The sequence below is a fragment of the Streptomyces sp. NPDC048441 genome, from assembly GCF_043200235.1.
In the GTDB taxonomy this organism is placed as follows: Bacteria; Actinomycetota; Actinomycetes; order Streptomycetales; family Streptomycetaceae; genus Streptomyces.
This window is the reverse complement of sequence record NZ_JBICXM010000001.1, coordinates 570093-583957: the sequence shown is the minus strand read 5'-3', so window position 1 is coordinate 583957 and position 13865 is coordinate 570093. Positions and strand designations below refer to the sequence as shown.

The 13865-nt window shown below is 68.5% G+C and carries 17 protein-coding genes; 11 read left to right on the top strand and 6 right to left on the bottom strand.

Going from position 1 to position 13865, the window contains the following annotated elements; translation table 11 throughout:
- The first annotated feature begins 116 nt into the window (after window positions 1-116).
- From ACGFSB_RS02580 to ACGFSB_RS02565, 4 genes are all read left to right on the top strand, one after another.
- Complete coding sequence (locus ACGFSB_RS02580; RefSeq protein WP_393392898.1) at window positions 117-1604, top strand: MFS transporter; 1488 nt, start codon at window positions 117-119, stop codon at window positions 1602-1604.
- Window positions 1601-2032, top strand: coding sequence for a protein-tyrosine phosphatase family protein (locus ACGFSB_RS02575; RefSeq protein WP_393392895.1), 432 nt, complete (start codon window positions 1601-1603; stop codon window positions 2030-2032). Before ACGFSB_RS02580 ends, ACGFSB_RS02575 begins: the two co-directional genes overlap by 4 nt.
- A 121-nt stretch (window positions 2033-2153) precedes the next feature.
- Window positions 2154-3170, top strand: a complete 1017-nt coding sequence (locus tag ACGFSB_RS02570) for an aldo/keto reductase (RefSeq protein ID WP_393392893.1) — start codon at window positions 2154-2156, stop codon at window positions 3168-3170.
- A gap of 24 nt (window positions 3171-3194) precedes the next feature.
- Window positions 3195-3803 (top strand): TetR family transcriptional regulator, encoded by a 609-nt coding sequence (locus tag ACGFSB_RS02565; protein ID WP_393392891.1) that lies wholly within the window; start codon window positions 3195-3197, stop codon window positions 3801-3803.
- On the opposite strand, the gene ACGFSB_RS02560 is transcribed toward ACGFSB_RS02565, so the two are convergent.
- Window positions 3773-3979, bottom strand: coding sequence for a hypothetical protein (locus tag ACGFSB_RS02560; RefSeq protein ID WP_393392888.1), 207 nt, complete (start codon window positions 3977-3979; stop codon window positions 3773-3775). The genes ACGFSB_RS02565 and ACGFSB_RS02560 overlap by 31 nt on opposite strands.
- Window positions 3980-4082: 103 nt before the next feature.
- A complete protein-coding gene (locus tag ACGFSB_RS02555) occupies window positions 4083-5462 on the bottom strand; it encodes a glycine--tRNA ligase (RefSeq protein ID WP_393392885.1) in 1380 nt (459 codons plus the stop codon).
- A gap of 155 nt (window positions 5463-5617) precedes the next feature.
- Here ACGFSB_RS02555 and ACGFSB_RS02550 point away from each other — a divergent pair, with 155 nt between their 5' ends.
- From ACGFSB_RS02550 to ACGFSB_RS02535, 4 genes are all read left to right on the top strand, one after another.
- Entirely contained in the window at window positions 5618-6595 is a 978-nt protein-coding gene (locus ACGFSB_RS02550; RefSeq protein WP_393392883.1) for a metal ABC transporter substrate-binding protein, read from the top strand.
- A 38-nt stretch (window positions 6596-6633) separates the two neighbouring features.
- Window positions 6634-7425, top strand: coding sequence for a metal ABC transporter ATP-binding protein (locus tag ACGFSB_RS02545; protein ID WP_393392881.1), 792 nt, complete (start codon window positions 6634-6636; stop codon window positions 7423-7425).
- A gap of 2 nt (window positions 7426-7427) precedes the next feature.
- Complete coding sequence (locus ACGFSB_RS02540; protein ID WP_393393786.1) at window positions 7428-8336, top strand: metal ABC transporter permease; 909 nt, start codon at window positions 7428-7430, stop codon at window positions 8334-8336.
- Between the two features lie 80 nt (window positions 8337-8416).
- Window positions 8417-8830, top strand: a complete 414-nt coding sequence (locus ACGFSB_RS02535) for a Fur family transcriptional regulator (protein WP_393392879.1) — start codon at window positions 8417-8419, stop codon at window positions 8828-8830.
- A gap of 85 nt (window positions 8831-8915) precedes the next feature.
- Here ACGFSB_RS02535 and ACGFSB_RS02530 read toward each other — a convergent pair whose 3' ends face one another.
- On the bottom strand, window positions 8916-9737 hold the full coding sequence (locus tag ACGFSB_RS02530) for an isoprenyl transferase (protein ID WP_393392877.1): 822 nt from the start codon (window positions 9735-9737) through the stop codon (window positions 8916-8918).
- An 82-nt stretch (window positions 9738-9819) separates the two neighbouring features.
- Window positions 9820-10572 carry a DNA repair protein RecO gene (gene recO, locus ACGFSB_RS02525; RefSeq protein ID WP_393392874.1) on the bottom strand — a complete coding sequence of 251 codons (753 nt, stop codon included), beginning with the start codon at window positions 10570-10572 and terminating at the stop codon, window positions 9820-9822.
- 259 nt (window positions 10573-10831) lie between these two features.
- Between recO and ACGFSB_RS02520 the strand changes: the two genes are divergently transcribed.
- Window positions 10832-11221 carry a hypothetical protein gene (locus ACGFSB_RS02520; protein ID WP_393392871.1) on the top strand — a complete coding sequence of 130 codons (390 nt, stop codon included), beginning with the start codon at window positions 10832-10834 and terminating at the stop codon, window positions 11219-11221.
- 75 nt (window positions 11222-11296) lie between these two features.
- Window positions 11297-11974 (top strand): AIM24 family protein, encoded by a 678-nt coding sequence (locus ACGFSB_RS02515; protein WP_393392868.1) that lies wholly within the window; start codon window positions 11297-11299, stop codon window positions 11972-11974.
- Here ACGFSB_RS02515 and ACGFSB_RS02510 read toward each other — a convergent pair.
- A complete protein-coding gene (locus ACGFSB_RS02510; RefSeq protein ID WP_393392865.1) occupies window positions 11971-12780 on the bottom strand; it encodes a methyltransferase domain-containing protein in 810 nt (269 codons plus the stop codon). The genes ACGFSB_RS02515 and ACGFSB_RS02510 overlap by 4 nt on opposite strands.
- 28 nt (window positions 12781-12808) lie before the next feature.
- Here ACGFSB_RS02510 and ACGFSB_RS02505 point away from each other — a divergent pair, with 28 nt between their 5' ends.
- Window positions 12809-13261: a MerR family transcriptional regulator gene (locus ACGFSB_RS02505; protein ID WP_393392863.1), complete on the top strand. Its 453-nt coding sequence runs from the start codon at window positions 12809-12811 to the stop codon at window positions 13259-13261.
- Here ACGFSB_RS02505 and ACGFSB_RS02500 read toward each other — a convergent pair.
- Window positions 13197-13853, bottom strand: coding sequence for a DUF1266 domain-containing protein (locus ACGFSB_RS02500; protein ID WP_393392860.1), 657 nt, complete (start codon window positions 13851-13853; stop codon window positions 13197-13199). The genes ACGFSB_RS02505 and ACGFSB_RS02500 overlap by 65 nt on opposite strands.
- Window positions 13854-13865 lie beyond the last annotated feature (12 nt).

Here is a 13865-nt window from a genome sequence, read left to right as displayed (position 1 = left end):
AATGACGCACGTGATGACGGGTGCAGCGCTGCACGCAATGACGCACGCAATGACGCACGCAATGACGCGATGACGCGCGTGCGCGGCATCCACCCCGCCGGGATACCGTCGAAGCCATGCCCGTCGCACCACCATTCGCACCGCCCCAGCTCACGCACCGCCGCCGAATGCTCGTCCTCGCGATCTGCTGTATGAGCCTGCTCATCGTCAGTCTCGACAACACCGTCCTGAACGTCGCCCTGCCCTCCATGGCGCGGGAGTTCGGCACCAGCATCTCGGGTATGCAGTGGACGATCGACGCCTACACCCTCGTACTCGCCACGCTCCTGATGCTCGCGGGCTCGACGGCGGACCGTGTGGGGCGCCGGAAGATCTTCAAGGTGGGCCTTGTCGTCTTCACAGCCGCCTCCGTCGCCTGTTCCCTCGCCCCCAACCTCGAATCGCTCGTGGCCTTCCGGATGCTCCAGGCGGTCGGCGGCTCCATGCTCAACCCGGTGGCGATGTCGATCATCACCAACACCTTCACCGAGCCCCGCGAGCGTGCGCGTGCCATCGGAGTCTGGGGCGGGGTGGTCGGCATCTCCATGGCCGCGGGCCCGTTGGTGGGAGGACTCCTGGTGGACTCGGTCGGCTGGCGGTCCATCTTCTGGATCAACCTGCCGGTCGGCCTCGCGGCCCTGCTCCTCACCATCCGGTACGTCCCCGAGTCCCGCGCCCCCAAGCCGCGCCGCCCCGATCCCGTGGGCCAGCTCCTGGTGATGGTGCTTTTCGGCGCCCTGACGTACGCGATCATCGAGGCCCCGACGGCGGGCTGGACCTCCCCGCTGATCATCGCGTTCGCGGCTGCCGCGCTCCTGGCCCTCATCGGGCTGCTTGCCTACGAGCCGCGCCGCGCCGACCCCCTCATCGACCTGCGCTTCTTCGGCTCGGCGCCGTTCAGCGGGGCCACGGTGATCGCGATCAGCGCCTTCGCCGCGCTCGGCGGTTTCCTCTTCCTCTCCACGCTCTACCTCCAGAACGTGCGCGGCCTGAACGCCCTGCACGCGGGCGTGTGGATGCTGCCGATGGCGGCGATGACGCTGGTCTGCGCCCCGCTGTCGGGCCGCCTGATCGGCAGCCGGGGCCCGCGGCTGCCGCTCCTGATCGCGGGGGTCGCGATGACGGCCTCCGGGGTACTGTTCGCCGCCTTCGACGCGGAGACGTCCAACGGGACGCTCTTCCTCGGATACGTCCTCTTCGGCCTCGGTTTCGGCTTCGTGAACGCCCCCATCACCAACACCGCGGTCTCCGGAATGCCCCGCTCCCAGGCAGGCGTCGCCGCCGCCGTCGCCTCCACGAGCCGCCAGATCGGCCAGACCCTGGGCGTCGCGGTCATCGGCGCGGTACTTGCCTCCGGGGTGGGTTCATCGTCGTACGCCGACACCTTCACGGAGGCGAGCCGCCCCGCCTGGTGGATCATCACGGGGTGCGGCCTCGCGGTACTCGTACTGGGCGCGCTGACCAGCGGCCGGTGGGCGAGGGAGACCGCGCGGCGGACCGCGGAGCGGCTCGACGCCGGCTCGGCGGACTCGGCGGCCCGGCCCAGCACTACTCTCGCGCCATGACTGCGACTTGGGACCCCACGGCACCCGGCGTCCTGCGACTCCCCTCGGGCCGCCTCATCCGAGGCCGGGGCCTGCGGCACCCGCTTCCGGAGGGCGTGACGCCCGACTTCGCGCTGTATCTCCTCGGCAAGGAACCGCCCGGCGTCGACTGGGAGTCCCGGTGGCTCCGCTGGCCGGACTTCCGGCTGCCCACCGACCGCGCGGCGACGGCCGCCGCCTTGCACGAGGCATGGGAGCGGTCGGAGACGGAGCGGGTCGAGGTCGCGTGCGCCGGAGGGCAGGGACGTACAGGGACGGCGCTGGCGTGCGTGGCGGTACTGGACGGGGTGCCGGGGCGCGAGGCGGTGGCTTATGTGCGGGAGCACTATGCGGCGCGGGCGGTGGAGACGCCGTGGCAGCGGGGGTTTGTGACGCGGTTCGGAGGGTGACGCGGTTCGGAAAGGTGACGCGGTTCGGAGGGTGACTCCACACGACCCGGGCCACCCTCGGAATGACAGATGACAGATGACAGATATTGAAATCTGTCATCTGTCATGTCATGGTGGACACATGCGTACTCTCACTCTCGGAAACACCGGCCCCCAGTCCTCCGCCATCGGCCTCGGCGCCATGGGCATGTCCGCGCTCTACGGAGACGCCGACCGCGCGGAGTCCATCGCGACCGTCCACGCCGCCCTCGAAGCGGGCGTCACCCTCATCGACACCGGCGACTTCTACGCCATGGGTCACAACGAAATGCTGATCGGCGAAGCCCTCCGCTCCGCCCCCGCCGCCCGCCGCGAGCAGGCCCTCACCAGCGTCAAGTTCGGCGCCCTCCGCGACCCGGACGGCGGCTGGGCCGGGTATGACGGGCGGCCCGCAGCGGTCAAGAACTTCGCCGCGTACTCGCTCCAGCGGCTCGGCGTCGACCACATCGACGTCTATCGGATCGCCCGCATCGACCCCGACGTCCCCATCGAGGAGACCGTCGGCGCGATCGCCGAGCTGGTCGAGAAGGGGCACGTCCGCCACATCGGGCTCTCGGAGGTCGGCGCCGACACCATCCGCCGCGCCGCCGCCACCGCCCCCATCTCCGACGTACAGATCGAGTACTCGCTCATCTCACGCGGCATCGAGGAGCAGATCCTGCCGACCGTCAGCGAGCTCGGCATCGGGATCACGGCGTACGGAGTCCTCTCCCGCGGCCTCATCTCCGGCCACTTCACCCGCGACCGCAAGCTGGGCGCTAACGACTTCCGGTCGATGAGCCCCCGCTTCCAGGGCGAGAACCTCGACCGGAACCTCGACCTCGTCGACGCCCTGCGCAAGATCGCCGAGCAGAAGGGCGTCAGCGTCGCTCAGACCGCCATCGCCTGGGTGCTCGCGCAGGGCCCGCGGCACGACGCGGCGATCGTCCCGCTCGTCGGCGCCCGCCGCCGCGACCGTCTCACCGAGGCGCTCGGCGCCCTCGACGTGCCGCTCGACGCGGCCGACCTCGCCGCGATCGAGCAGGCCGTCCCGGCGGGCGCGGCATCCGGCGCCCGTTACCCGGAGGCTCAGATGGCACACCTCGACAGCGAGCACTGATCCGCCCCGGGTACGGTCACTGTCATGGCAACGGGCACCCTGACCACCGAGCGCATCCTCGAAGCGACCGAGGAGATGCTGCGCCGCCACGGAGCGGCGAAGGCCACCGTCGTGGACGTGGCCCGCGTGCTCGGGGTCAGCCATGGCACGGTCTATCGCCACTTCCGTACGAAGGCGGAACTGCGCGGGGCGGTCACGAAACGCTGGCTGGACCGCACGTCCACCGCACTCGCCGCCGTGGTGGCCACCCCCGAACCCCCTGAGGCGAAGCTGCGCCACTGGCTCTCGGGCCTGTTCGAGGCCAAGCAGCACAAAGCGGGTGACGACCCCGAACTGTTCGCCACGTACACGGTGTTGGCGCAGGAGAACAGCGACGTGGTGGACGCCCACATCGCCGACCTCGACGCGCAGCTCGCCGCCATCATCCAAGAAGGCGTGGCCCAGGGCGTGTTCGCCCCGACCGACCCCGCATCAACAGCCCGCGCGGTCTTCGACGCCACCAACCGCTTCCACGACCCGGTCTACGCCGGAGAATGGTCGAAGCCCGGCATCGAATCCGCCTTCACGGCCGTGGTCGACCTGGTCCTGCGCGGCCTGCGAGCTCAAGGCACCGAAGGATCCACCGTCGCCTGATGCTCATCGGCGAGGTGTTCCTCCGCCTTGAGCCACGGCAGGAACTGCACCTTCCTGCCCCAATCGCAGGTGTCGCAGCTCAGTTGCCGCTGCACACCCGCCTTTTGCACGTGCACGACATGCTCGCGCCCGTGCTGGTCCCATCTGCTGACCTTGCTCGTGGTCATCGAAGGCATGGCGCCCAGTGTGCAGCAGAAGCCCCCGGTTCCGTATGCGGAACCGGGGGCTTCTTTCAAGCTTCACTCAGTGAGTGCCCAGCGGCACCGAGCGTCAGCGGCGTCAGCAGCCCACCAGGCGCGAGGCCAGGTAGCCCTCGATCTGGTCGAGGGAGACCCGCTCCTGCTTCATCGAGTCACGCTCGCGCACCGTAACCGCGTTGTCGTCCAGGGTGTCGAAGTCGACCGTCACGCAGTACGGCGTGCCGATCTCGTCCTGGCGGCGGTAGCGGCGGCCGATGGCGCCCGCGTCGTCGAAGTCGATGTTCCAGTTCTGCCGCAGGGCCGTCGCAAGGCCCTTGGCCTTCGGCGAGAGATCCGGGTTGCGGGAGAGGGGCAGGACCGCGACCTTCACGGGAGCGATGCGGTGGTCGAAGCGCATGACCGTCCGCTTCTCCAGCTTGCCCTTGGCGTTGGGCGCCTCGTCCTCGATGTACGAGTCGAGGAGGAAGGCCAGCATCGTGCGGCCGACGCCCGCCGCGGGCTCGATGACGTACGGAGTCCAGCGCTCGCCGGCCTCCTGGTCGAAGTAGGACAGGTCCTGGCCCGACGCCTTGGAGTGCGCGGACAGGTCGTAGTCCGTGCGGTTGGCGACGCCCTCGAGCTCGCCCCACTCGCTGCCGCCGAAGCGGAAGCGGTACTCGATGTCAGCGGTGCGCTTCGAGTAGTGGGAGAGCTTCTCCTTCGGGTGCTCGAACCACCGCATGTTCTCCTCGCGCAGGCCCAGGCCGGTGTACCAGTTCCAGCGCTGCTCCATCCAGTATTCCTGCCACGTCTCGTCCTCGCCCGGCTTGACGAAGAACTCCATCTCCATCTGCTCGAACTCGCGGGTCCGGAAGATGAAGTTGCCGGGCGTGATCTCGTTGCGGAAGGACTTGCCCATCTGCGCGATGCCGAAGGGCGGCTTCTTGCGCGAAGTCTGCTGGACCTGACCGAAGTTGGTGAAGATGCCCTGTGCGGTCTCGGGGCGCAGGTAGGCGACGGAGCCGCTGTCCTGCGTCGGGCCGAGGTGCGTGGAGAGCATCCCGGAGAACTGCTTGGGCTCGGTGAACTGGCCCTTGGTGCCACAGTTGGGGCAGTTGACGTCGGCCAGGCTCTCGGGCGGACGGCCGTGCTTGGCCTCGTACGCCTCTTCCAGGTGGTCGGCGCGGTGGCGCTTGTGGCAGGAGAGGCACTCGGTCAACGGGTCGGAGAACGTCGCGACGTGACCCGAGGCCTGCCAGACCTCCGTGGCCAGGATCACCGACGAGTCGATACCGACGACGTCCTCACGCGAGGTGACCATGTAACGCCACCATTGGCGCTTGAGGTTCTCCTTGAGCTCGACGCCGAGCGGCCCGTAATCCCAGGCGGCACGCTGGCCGCCGTAGATCTCACTGCACGGGTAAACAAAGCCACGGCGCTTGCTCAGGCTGACGATGCTGTCGATCTTGTCGGCGGCCACGGTGCTCTCTTCATTACGACGGTGGGCGAAGCGAATGACTCAGGTTACCGGCGGCCTTACCCCCCTAATCAAATCGGTTCCCGGTCGACCGCACATCCACCGCAGATCGGACAGCTAGTTGACAATCGTTTCCACATTTGTTGAAAATGAGTGTCATGAACGTACGTCGCCTCATACCCACCGCAGCCGTCGCCTCCGCCACGCTCCTCGGCCTCACGGCCCTGTCCGCCTGCTCGTCCTCCGACGCGGCCGACAAGAACGGCGACGGCAAGCTGAACGTGACCGCGTCGTTCTACCCCATGCAGTACCTCGCCCAGGAGATCGGCGGCGATCACGTCTCCGTCGACACCCTGACCAAGCCGGGTGTCGAGCCGCACGACCTGGAGCTCAGCCCGAAGCAGACCGCCTCGCTCGGCGAAGCGGACTTCATCCTGTACCTCAAGGGCATCCAGCCCGCCGTCGACGACGCCATCGGCCAGTCCGGCGTGAAGAACACCGTGGATGCCGCCGGGCTCACCAAGCTGGAGAAGCACGGCACCGAGGTCGGCCACGACCACGGGAGCGAGGAGCACGGGGGCGAAGAGGAAGAGCACGCCGGAGAGGGCGAAGCCGGTGCCGATCCGCACATCTGGCTCGACCCCGTGAAGTACGCCGAGGTCGCCGAAGGCGTCGGCAAGGCCATGGAGAAGGCCGACCCCGACCATGCGGCGGCGTACAAGAAGAACACCGAAGCCCTGGTCAAGAAGCTGGACGGCCTGAACACGAAGTTCGAGGACGGCCTGAAGGACACCAAGACCAAGACCTTCATCACCACGCACTCCGCCTTCGGCTACCTCGCCGAGCGCTACGGCCTGGACCAGGAGGGCATCTCCGGCATCGACCCCGAGTCGGACCCGAGCCCCGCCCACATCAAGGATCTCCAGGACACCGCCGAGAAGGACAAGGTCTCCACCGTGTTCTTCGAGACGCTCGCCAGCGACAAGACCGCCAAGACCCTCGCGGACGACACGGGCCTGAAGACGGACGTCCTGGACCCGCTCGAGGGAATCACGGACAAGTCCAAGGGCGATAACTACGTAGAGGTCATGCAGTCCAACCTCGCCGCGCTGCAGAAGGCCCTCGGCGCGAAGTGAAACAACGGCTAGCGGCAGCAGCATCGGAGGCGCCCGCGATGACAGACACAGAGCCCGCCCCGCCCGTCATATCCGTGAGGGCGGCCACGGCCACCCTCGGCGCGCGCCCGGTGCTGCGCGGCATCGACCTCACCGTCAGGCGCGGCGAGGTCGTCGCCCTGCTCGGCGCGAACGGCTCGGGCAAGTCCACCGCCGTACGCTCCGTCATCGGCCAAGTCCCCCTCACCGGCGGCGACATCAGCCTCTTCGGCACCCCCCTGAAGCGCTTCCGCCAGTGGGCCCGCATCGGCTACGTACCGCAGCGCACGACGGCAGCGGGCGGCGTCCCCGCGACGATCCGCGAGGTCGTGTCGGCCGGGCGTCTCTCGCGTACGAAGCTGACGAAGCTGGGCTGGACGACCAAGGCGGACCGCGCGGCGGTCGACCGGGCCATCGAGCTCGTCGGCCTCGCCGACCGCGCCAAGGACTCCGTGAACGCCCTCTCCGGCGGCCAGCACCAGCGCGTGCTCATCGCCCGCGCCCTCGCCTCCGAGCCCGACCTGCTGATCATGGACGAGCCCATGGCGGGAGTCGACCTGGCGAGCCAGGAGATCCTCGCCCAGACCCTGCGCGAGCAGGTCGCGGCCGGTACGACGGTCCTGCTCGTGCTGCACGAGCTCGGTGCCCTGGAGCCGCTGATCGACCGCGCGGTCGTCCTGCGCGACGGCTGCGTGACGCACGACGGCCCGCCGCCCAAGGCCACGGGCCAGCACGCGCTGCCCGGCCACGACCACGTACATCCGCATTCGGCCGACGAGCACGAGCCGATCCGCACGGGACTGCTGAGCTGATGATGGAAATCTTCCAGACCGAATTCATGCAGCGGGCGCTGATCGCCGCCGTCCTCGTCGGCATCACGGCCCCCGCCATCGGCATCTACCTCGTCCAGCGCCGCCAGGCCCTGATGGGCGACGGCATCGGCCACATCGCCATGACGGGCGTAGGCCTCGGCTTCCTCCTCAACTCCAGCCCCGTGTGGATGGCGACGCTGATCGCCGTCGTGGGCGCGGTGACCATGGAGCTGATCAGGGCGTACGGCAAGACGCGCGGCGACATCGCCCTCGCGATGCTCTTCTACGGCGGCATGGCGGGCGGTGTCCTACTGATCAACCTCTCGGACACCGGCTCGAACGCGAACCTCTCCTCGTACCTCTTCGGCTCGCTCTCCACGGTCTCGGACTCCGACGTCACGGCGATCTGCCTACTCGCGGCCTTTGTGGTCCTGGTCACGGTCGGCCTGCGCAAGCAGCTCTTCGCGGTGAGCCAGGACGAGGAGTTCGCACGGGTGACGGGGCTGCCGGTCCGGGCCCTGAACCTCCTCATCGCGGTCACGGCAGCCGTGACGGTGACCGTCGCGATGCGCGTCGTCGGCCTGCTCCTGGTGAGCGCGCTCATGGTGGTGCCGGTCGCCGCGGCCCAGCAGATCACCCGCTCGTTCAAGGTGACGTTCATCCTGTCGGTGGTCATCGGCACCGCCGTGACGCTGTCCGGCACGGCCACGTCGTACTACAAGGACGTGCCGCCCGGAGCGACCATCGTCCTGATGGCGATCGGCGTCTTCATCGTCCTGACGGCCCTCGCGACGCCCCTGGCGCGACGGCGGGCACGGGCCATGACCGCCACGGAGGCAGCAACCTGCACGGCGGCCGACTCCAAGGACGTCCCCGAGGCGCGGCGCCCGGCTGACGAGGTCACCGTCTGAGAGCGAGCTGGCACAATGGCCCGACGGGATACGACAGATGTGCGGGCGATCGTGCGAGTGATCAGTTGGAGGAGGCACCTGTGACAACAGCTGCGGGACCCCCGGTACGAGGCCGATCCACCCGGCAGCGCGCCGCGGTGGCGGCGGCCCTGGGCGAGGTGGACGAGTTCCGCAGTGCGCAGGACCTGCACGACATGCTCAAGCACAAGGGCGACTCGGTTGGCCTGACCACGGTCTACCGGACGCTCCAGTCCCTCGCCGACGCCGGCGAGGTCGACGTGCTGCGCACCGACGAGGGCGAGTCGGTCTACCGCCGCTGCTCCACCGGCGACCACCACCATCACCTGGTCTGCCGGGTGTGCGGCAAGGCGGTCGAGGTCGAGGGCCCGGCGGTCGAGAAGTGGGCCGAGGCGATCGCTTCGGAGCACGGGTACGTGGACGTGGCGCACACGGTCGAGATCTTCGGTACGTGTGCGGAGTGCGCGAGCAAGTAGCCGTACGTACGTGAGGGGCCCCACCGTCGCGCTGACGGTGGGGCCCCTCACGTACGTAGGCACGTAGGCACGTATGGCTGACTGGCTAACTGTCGGCGATCTGCTGCTCGTTCGGGATCGCCCCGCCGAAACGGCGGTCGCGCGACGCGTATTCGAGGCAGGCTCGCCACAGGTCGCGGCGGTCGAAGTCCGGCCACAGGACGTCCTGGAAGACCATCTCGGCGTAAGCGCTCTGCCAGAGAAGGTAGTTGGAGGTGCGCTGCTCGCCGCTCGGGCGCAGGAAAAGGTCGACGTCCGGCATGTCCGAGTAGTACAGGTACTTCGCGAAGGTCTTCTCGCTGACCTTGGAGGGATCGAGCCGCCCCGCCTTCACGTCCTCGGCGAGGGCCTGCGCCGCATCGGCGATCTCGGCCCGCCCCCCGTAATTCATGCAGAAGTACAGGGTGAGCTTGTCGTTGTCCTTGGTCTGCTCCTGGGAGATCTCCAGTTCCCTGGCGACCGACTTCCACAGCTTGGGCATCCGCCCCACCCAGCGCACCCGGATACCGAGCTCGTCCAACTGGTCGCGGGTCTTGCGGATGAAGTCGCGGTTGAAGTTCATCAGGAACTTCACCTCGTCCGGCGAACGCTTCCAGTTCTCGGTGGAGAAGGCGTAGAGCGAGATCGCCCCGACGCCCATCTCGATGCCGCCCTGCAAAACGTCGAGGACACGCTCGGCACCGACCTTGTGCCCCTCGGTGCGCGGCAGACCGCGGTCCTTCGCCCAACGCCCGTTGCCGTCCATGACGATCGCCACATGCTTGGGCACCAGCTCGCCGGGGATCTTCGGCGGCGTGGCGCCCGAGGGGTGCGGCTCGGGGGCGTTGTACTGACGGCGGGACCGTCCGAGGATTCCGCGTCGTGCCATGGGGGGCTCTCTCTCCTACCTAGCTAGCTATTCTCTGTCACGTCTATTACGTCTATTACGTCTGCTACATCTGCTACGTCTGTTACGTGGTTTTCTCGACGTACCGCAAGGACCGGAGCCCGCGCTCCAAGTGCCAGTGCAGATAGGCGGAAACGAGCCCGCTGCCCTCCCTGACATGCCGCGACTCGCACGCGTCCGCCGTCTCCCAGTCTCCGGTGAGCAGCGCACCGAGCAGGCCGAGGGCTTCCAGCGAGGGTACGACGCTGCCGGGCACCCGGCAGTCGACGCAGACGGAGCCACCGGCGGCCACGGAGAAGAACCGGTTCGGGCCGGGCATTCCGCATTTGGCGCAGGAGCTGAAGCTGGGCGCGTAACCATTCACGGCGAGGGAGCGGAGAAGAAACGCGTCGAGGACGAGATTCGACTCGTGCTCTCCGTTGGCGAGCGTCCGCAGCCCGCCCACGAGCAGCAGATACTGCTGCACGGCGGGCTCGCCCTCATGGTCGGTGAACCGTTCCGCCGTCTCCAGCATGGCCGTACCGGCGGTGTAGCGCCCGTAATCGGCGACGATCCCGCCACCGTACGGAGCGATGATCTCACTCTGTGTGCACAACGGGAGTCCACGCCCGATGAGTTCGCTGCCGCGCGAGAAGAACTGCACGTCGACGTGCGAGAACGGCTCGAGGCGGGCACCGAACTTGGACTTGGTGCGCCGCACGCCACGGGCGACCGCGCGGACGCGGCCGTGGTTGCGGGTGAGCAGCGTGATAATGCGGTCCGCCTCACCCAGCTTCTGGGTGCGCAGCACGACGCCGTCATCACGGAACAGACTCATGGGTTCATTCTCGCGTACGGGGCCGACAGCCGTGGCCGGGGTGGGTGATCGCCCCTACTGGCGGCTGATCGCCCGCGTGATACCTGCCGCGCTGGTTTACTCCGCACCCGGCTAACGCCTAGGTTTACCCGCTATTGACGCCCATAGGTTGACGTGTCCCACCGCGCCTCCGCGTAACTTCTCCACTCGTCGGCGAGTACGCCGGTGACCACGGATGAAGCTGAAACAGGGGGAAACACTCATGCGCATACGTTCACGCATGGCTCCGATCGCTCTGACCGCCGTCATGCTCGGGGGAGGAATGGCCGCCGCGACCGCCGCGACGGCGAGCGCCGACGTGCCGAAGGCCGGGGCCCAGATCCAGTCCTGCTACGGCAGCGCGAAGAACTACAAGGCCGAGGGCAACGGCACCACGGCGATCTGGCCGGCCGGTACCGCCTGGGCCAGGACCACCAGCAACTGCGCGGACATCAACATCAAGGTGAACTACAACCGGCACGTCAAGATCTGCTACCGCCACGGCTGCCAGGACTACCAGTACGCCAAGGCGGGCGAGTGGAAGGTGCTCGACGCCAACGTCCCGAACGGCTGGGAGTTCTACCTGGAGTTCTCCGGCGGCAACGACGGCACGGGCAAGGTCGCCTACTGATCCGGTTCTGCCACACCTGGGGCGTCCGCCAAGCTACGGCTTCCGTGCCCGGAAGCCGTAGCCCAAGATGTGGGCATGAAGAGTGACCTGTTCTCCAGCGAGCACATGGCGCAGCAGTCCGTCGTCCCCGGGATGACCCTGCACAATGCCAAGTCCATCAAGTACGCGGTCAACGGCGAGATGCACGCCCGGCAGGGCGCGATGATCGCCTACCGCGGTGACCTCCAGTTCGAGCGCAAGGGCCAGGGCGTGGGCGGGATGCTCAAGCGGGCCATGACCGGTGAGGGTCTCCCGCTCATGGCCGTGCGCGGCCAGGGCGAGGCGTGGTTCGCGCACGAGGCGCAGAACTGCTTCATCGTCGACATAGAGCCGGGTGACGTCCTCACCGTCAACGGCCGCAACGTCCTCTGTTTCGACGCGACGCTCTCGTACGAGATCAAGACCGTGAAGGGCGCGGGCATCACCGGCGGCGGCCTCTTCAACAGCGTCTTCACCGGGGCCGGGCGGCTCGGTCTGGTCTGCGAGGGCAATCCGCTGGTGATCCCGGTGTCCCCACAGCAGCCGGTGTACGTCGACACGGACGCGGTGGTCGGCTGGACCGCGAACCTGGACACCACCCTGCACCGCTCGCAGTCCATCGGCTCGATGATCAGGGGCGGTTCCGGGGAAGCGGTGCAGCTGATGCTGCGGGGTGAGGGGTACGTCATCGTGCGGCCGAGCGAGGTGACTCCGTCGAAGCCGCAGCAGCACTAGGCACCTGGAGGCCTAGCTGCGGAGGCGGCTGCCACGAAGAATGGAATGGCGACGAGGAAGCGGTCGGCCTCGGCGCGTCGGTGCTGGTCAGCGAGCCACTCGTCGATCTGGTCCCGGCTGACGGCGCCACCGGCGCAGGCCGACTCGGCGAGCCCGGTGAGCAGCGGCAGCATCGCGGGGTCGGTGAACACGCCGGTGTGCACCTCGACGGTGACATCGCCGAAGCCGCCGTCCAGGAGCAGGTTGCGGTACTGGCGGCCGGCGCGGGGCGCACCCAGGAGGTCGGCGCGGGCGTGCACGATGGTCCGGGTGAGCGCCGCGTCACTTGAGTCGATCATGATGGCGTCCCAGTCCTGCCCGGTCACGACGATCCTGCCCCCCGGGCAGAGGACGCGCCGGGCTTCGGCCACCGCGCGCCCCGGCTCCTGGAGCACGTGGAAGACCTTGTCGGCACGGTAGCCGCGCACGCTCCCGTCGGTGAACGGCAGTTCCTCCGCCCCCGCCTGGCGGAACTCGGCCGCCGACCACCGTTCCCGGGCCGTGCCCAGCATCCACGGGTCGGGGTCCACGCCCACCGCGTGGACCCCGCGTCCGGCCAGCTCGGCGACGGCGCGTCCGGCGCCGCAGCCGACGTCCACGACGGTGGAGCCCGGTTCCAGGGACAGCAGTTCGTAGGAGCGCGTCCGCAGCCGGGTGGCGCTCGGCATCTGGTCCGCCGCGTCGAGGACGGCCAACAGGGCCTCGGTGTCGCGGTGTTCTTCCACTGCTTCCCGGTTCTTGGATGACATGAATGACTTGGATGACATGGACGCCAGGCTGCGACTTAATGTCGGCATGAAGTCAAGCGATGTCGGCGACGTCGGTGCGATGAGTATCGGCGCCCTCGCCGCACGGTTCGACCTGGCCACGCACGTCCTGCGGCACTGGGAGTCGATGGGCCTGCTGCACCCCGGACGGGACGCGGGCGGGCGCCGCCGCTACGGAGCGGACGACCTCAACCGCGTGGCGGTGATCCTCCTCTGCAAGGAGGCCGGTCTCGGCCTGGACACCATAAGGAGCCTCTCCGCCACCGTCGACCGCGCCACCCGGCACAAGATATTGGCCCGCGAAGCCGAGGACCTGCGATCGAGAATCGCGGCGGCCCAGGCCTCACTGGAGCTCATCGAGGGCGGCCTGAACTGCGGGCACGAGGACGTCACCCAGTGCCCGAACTACCGGCGGCTCATCGCCGAGCAGGTCGGCCACCGAGTGCCCGCGCCCGACGTGGCGTGTGATCGGGCTGGCTGATCGCTTCCCAGGGGGCGAGGTTCCACGGGCTCGTCCGGTTCGCCGGGTCCAGAAGCGCCTGGAGGTGGGCGTCCGAGGCGGCCTGCGGGGCGGGGAAGCTCTCGTCCTGGGTGCCCTGGAGGCTTTCGCGCCAGACCTGCCTGCCGAGGAGGTAGTGGTCGGCGTACTCCTGCCAGGAGGCGTACGTCCCCGCGACCGTCGGCACGACGTTCTTGAGCCGGTTCCAGGTGTCGGCCTCGCTCAGCATCCCGCAGGCGAAGCCGCGCCGTGAGATGTCCACGTACAGCGCGATGTCCCAGGCCAGCGGTGCGACGCCGAGGCGGCGCTGGGCCATGGCACGGTAGCCGGTGCTCGCGAGCCCGCTCAGGCGCCCGAGCAGCTGCTCGGGCGCGGTGATCTCCCACTGCTCGGCCAGCCACTTCTCGGCCTTGCCGTCGTCGACGCGGGTGAACGGATACAGGGTCGTCCGGGATGCGTCCTTGTCCCGGCTCACCGGCGCGCTCAGCGACACCATCCACAGCTGGTGCATGGTGAGCGGCGTCGGGTACTTGGACTCGGCCTTCGGCTTGCTCCACTTCTTCCATATCGCCATGCGCCCGCACCT